This is a genomic window from Ruegeria sp., assembly GCF_028066395.1.
Taxonomy (GTDB): domain Bacteria; phylum Pseudomonadota; class Alphaproteobacteria; order Rhodobacterales; family Rhodobacteraceae; genus Ruegeria.
On record NZ_JALCBM010000128.1, the window covers coordinates 1 to 3,704 of the forward strand.

Consider the following 3,704-nt stretch of genomic DNA (forward strand, 5'->3'; position numbering starts at 1 on the left):
GATTGTCGCTCTGACAAAATGCTGTGCTGCCCACCAAGGTCCGCTCTGCACAAGCGAAATTGCCTTTTATCTCCTGTGTTGGAGACATCTTTTCCGTTTAAATGCAGCGGAGGCACAGCGGACACAGTTTCACGCGCAACACAGCAATAGGTACTAGTCGCTTCAGACCTTGATACATTGTGGGGAAAGGATGGTGGGTGATGAGAGACTCGAACTCCCGACATCTTCGGTGTAAACGAAGCGCTCTACCAACTGAGCTAATCACCCGTGAGGGGGGATTTAGCCAAGCAGGCGGGTGGGTGCAAGGGGGAAGGACAGAAATTCTTTGTCGCGCTCCCCCATTATCAGATCAGGTCGCCATATTCTTGAGGGCGGCCAGCAGTTGGGCGACCTCGTGCTCGGTATTGTAGTGGCACAGCGAGATGCGAATGCAATCATCCAGCCCAAGGGGCGTCAGTACGTTGCCGCTGTAGTGATCGGCCTTGCGGGTATGGGTGCGGATGCCTTGTTCGTTCAGCCGGGTCACCACCTGCGCCGATGGGATATCGCGGACGGTGATTGAGACCAGACCCTCGCGTGCATCATTGTCGGGCCCTGCCAGCACCGAGACATGCTCCATATCCCGCAGACCGGGCAGGTTGCCGGTGCCGTTGATCATGGCGTTGGTCAGATGGGTCTCATAGGCGTGGATGGCCTTGCCCGCCGCGCGAATCCGGTCGCCGCGGTCGGTGGTGTCGGAGACCTGTCCGCCCAGCCAGTCGAAATAAGCCACCACATCCGACATGGTGGCGTAAGAGCCGGTGTCGCGGGTACCGAACTCCCACCCCTCAGTCGGGGCGTCGATCAGTTGGTCATGGGGAAGGGCGGTCAGCCGGTCGGAAATCCACGCGATGCCATAGCCGTGGCGCGAGAAGACCTTGTAGGGCGAGATCGCGTAGCCATCGACGCCGTAGCTGTCGATATCCATCTGACCGTGGGCCGCGTGCTGAATGCCATCGACGATGATGAAACAGTCGGGCGCAACCGCGCGGATCGCCTGCGCAATCGCCGCCACATCCATGCCCATCCCGGTGACCGGAGAGGCATGCAGGATCGTTGCCACGCTGACATCCGGGGTCATCAGGGCGGCGTAATCCTCGGCGGTGACCAGACCGGTGGCATCGTCATGGGGGACGTTGACGTAATCCAGCCCGGCGATCCCGGCCCAACGGCGCGCGGCGCTGCGGCTGGCGGGGTGTTCGATGGAACTGCCGATGACCTTGCTGCCCGCAGGTGCGTTTACGCAGGCGGTGCGGATCATGCGGAACAGCAGCTCGGTGCCGCTTTCGCCGACAAAGAATTGCCCGGATGAGGTATTCATGAACACCGACAGGTCCGCCTTGGCGGTGTTGATGATATCGACCAGCGCGTGGCTGGCCGCATTGTCTCGCCCTTGATTGTCCGGGATCGCCGCGAACTTGGCCGAGGTCTCGGCCACCGTTTTCAATGTCAGCGCGCCACCGGCGTTTTCAAAGAAAATGCGCGGGCCTTGAAACGGGCAGGCGTCGACATGGGCGAAACGGGCGCGGATTTCGTCGATAAGGCCGGGGGTCTGGTGCAACATGGGCTGGGTCCTGTACTTGGTCGCGCTACCTTCAGCGCGATTGTGCGACGGGATCAATCCCGTTTGCGACAGAAATTGCAGGCTTTCATGGCCGGGCGTGTCGGCAAAGGGCCTTGCCTGCCGGGGGCTGCCTCCGATATGCCCCTTGGGGATAGCAACCCCTGGGACCGGAGGCACAGGATGATCCGCCATCTGATCGCGGCCTTCGCTTTTTGCGCGGTGCTGGCAGCCCCGATCCGGGCCGGGGCCGAGGGCGTTCTGGTCTTTGCCGCTGCCAGTCTGAAGACGGCATTGGATGAGTTGGCCAGCGGGTTTGAGCAACAGACGGGTCAACCGGTGACGGTGTCTTATGCGGCCTCGTCGGTTTTGGCGCGACAGATCCAGCTGGGCGCGCCTGCCGATCTGTTCATTTCGGCCAATCGGGACTGGATGGATGTGTTGCAGCAGGGCGGGTTGATCGACCCCGCCTCACGGGTGGATTTACTGGGCAACGGGTTGGTTCTGATCGGTGCGCAGGGCAGCGCGGGGGCCGAGATCGGTCCCGGCTTCGATCTGCAATCTCGACTGGGGGGCGGCTTTCTGGCGATGGCGCTGGTTGATGCTGTGCCTGCTGGGATTTACGGCAAGGCCGCGTTGCAGGGGCTGGGTTTGTGGGAGGGCGTTCGGACGCAGGTGGCGCAGGCCGACAATGTGCGCGCGGCCTTGGCCTTGGTTGCCACGGGCGCCGCACCTATGGGTATCGTGTACCGCACTGATGCACGGGCCGAGGGTCGGGTGCAGGTGGTTGCGCCGATCCCGTCCGATCTGCATCCGCCGATCCTCTACCCGGCGGCCTTGACCCGGTCTGCCGGGCCGGAGGCAGCGGATTTTCTGAACTATCTGCAATCAGATCATGCTGGTGCTGTGTTTCTAGGGCAGGGCTTCTCCCTGCCGATTGAGTAATCGCATGGGGTGGCTGGGCCCAGCTGAACTGGAGGCGTTGCGCCTGTCGCTGCGCGTGTCCTTCTGGGCGACGCTGGTCACCCTGCCGTTTGGCATATTCGTCGCCTATGCGCTGGCCCGGTGGCGGTTTCCCGGGCGGCAGGTGCTGAACGGGCTGGTTCATCTGCCGCTGATCCTGCCGCCGGTGGTCACCGGCTATTTGCTGCTGCTGACATTCGGAGTGCAAGGCCCGCTGGGCAGTCTGTTGGCCGAGCTTGGCATCGTTGTTGCTTTCCGCTGGACCGGGGCGGCGCTGGCGGCGGGGATTATGGCCTTCCCCCTTATGGTTCGCGCCATCCGCCTGTCGATCGAGGCGGTGGACCCGAAGCTGGAACAGGCGGGTGCGACGCTCGGGGCCTCACGGGCGCTGGTCTTTGTCACGGTGACCCTGCCGATGATTCTGCCCGGCGTGATCGCGGGGGCCATCCTTGCTTTCGCCAAAGCGATGGGAGAATTCGGGGCGACCATCACCTTCGTGTCGAACATCCCGGGCCAGACCCAGACCCTGCCATCCGCTGTCTACGCCTTTTTGCAGGTCCCAGGTGGAGAGGCCGCCGCGACGCGGTTGGTCATCATCTCGATCATCATCGCCATGGGGGCATTGCTGCTGTCGGAATATGTCGGCCGCCGCGTGGCGCAACGGGTGGCCGGGTCATGAGTCTGTCTGTTCGCCTGAAACACGCTCTGCCGGGGATCGCGTTGGATCTGGAATTCGACGCGCCCCCGGGGGTGACAGTACTGTTCGGGCGGTCGGGGTCGGGCAAGACCACGGTCGTCAATGCGGTGGCCGGATTGCTGCGGCCCAAGGCGGGGCGGGTGGCTATCGACGACCGGGTTCTGTTCGACACGGATCAGGGCCTGTGGCTGCCGCCGCATCGCCGCCGTCTGGGCTATATCTTTCAGGAAGGCCGTCTGTTTCCGCATCTGAATGTGCGGCAGAACCTGTCTTATGGCCGCTGGTTCGCACCCCGCTCGGCCCGGCGGGAAGACCCTGATCGTGTGATCGAGATGCTGGGCATCGGCCATCTGCTGAACCGCCGCCCCGCGATGTTGTCGGGGGGTGAGAAACAGCGCGTGGCCATCGGGCGCGCCCTGCTGGCCAGCCCGCGCCTGATCCTTG

The 3,704-nt window shown here is 63.3% G+C and carries 4 protein-coding genes and 1 tRNA gene; 3 read left to right on the plus strand and 2 right to left on the minus strand.

Annotation, left to right across the window (positions count from 1 at the left end; translation table 11 throughout):
• Positions 1-191: 191 nt before the first annotated feature.
• Both MPJ51_RS21555 and MPJ51_RS21560 read right to left on the minus strand, forming a co-directional pair.
• Positions 192-267, minus strand: a tRNA-Val gene (locus MPJ51_RS21555).
• An 82-nt stretch (positions 268-349) separates the two neighbouring features.
• Complete coding sequence (locus MPJ51_RS21560; protein ID WP_298391097.1) at positions 350-1,603, minus strand: aminotransferase class V-fold PLP-dependent enzyme; 1,254 nt, start codon at positions 1,601-1,603, stop codon at positions 350-352.
• Positions 1,604-1,783: 180 nt separating this feature from the next.
• Between MPJ51_RS21560 and modA the strand changes: the two genes are divergently transcribed.
• From modA to MPJ51_RS21575, 3 genes are all read left to right on the plus strand, one after another.
• Positions 1,784-2,545 carry a molybdate ABC transporter substrate-binding protein gene (gene modA, locus MPJ51_RS21565; RefSeq protein ID WP_298391098.1) on the plus strand — a complete coding sequence of 254 codons (762 nt, stop codon included), beginning with the start codon at positions 1,784-1,786 and terminating at the stop codon, positions 2,543-2,545.
• Between the two features lie 4 nt (positions 2,546-2,549).
• On the plus strand, positions 2,550-3,242 hold the full coding sequence (gene modB / locus MPJ51_RS21570) for a molybdate ABC transporter permease subunit (protein ID WP_298391100.1): 693 nt from the start codon (positions 2,550-2,552) through the stop codon (positions 3,240-3,242).
• Positions 3,239-3,704: ATP-binding cassette domain-containing protein (locus MPJ51_RS21575; RefSeq protein WP_298391102.1), on the plus strand; the 466-nt coding region annotated here is incomplete at its 3' end. The genes modB and MPJ51_RS21575, both read left to right, overlap by 4 nt.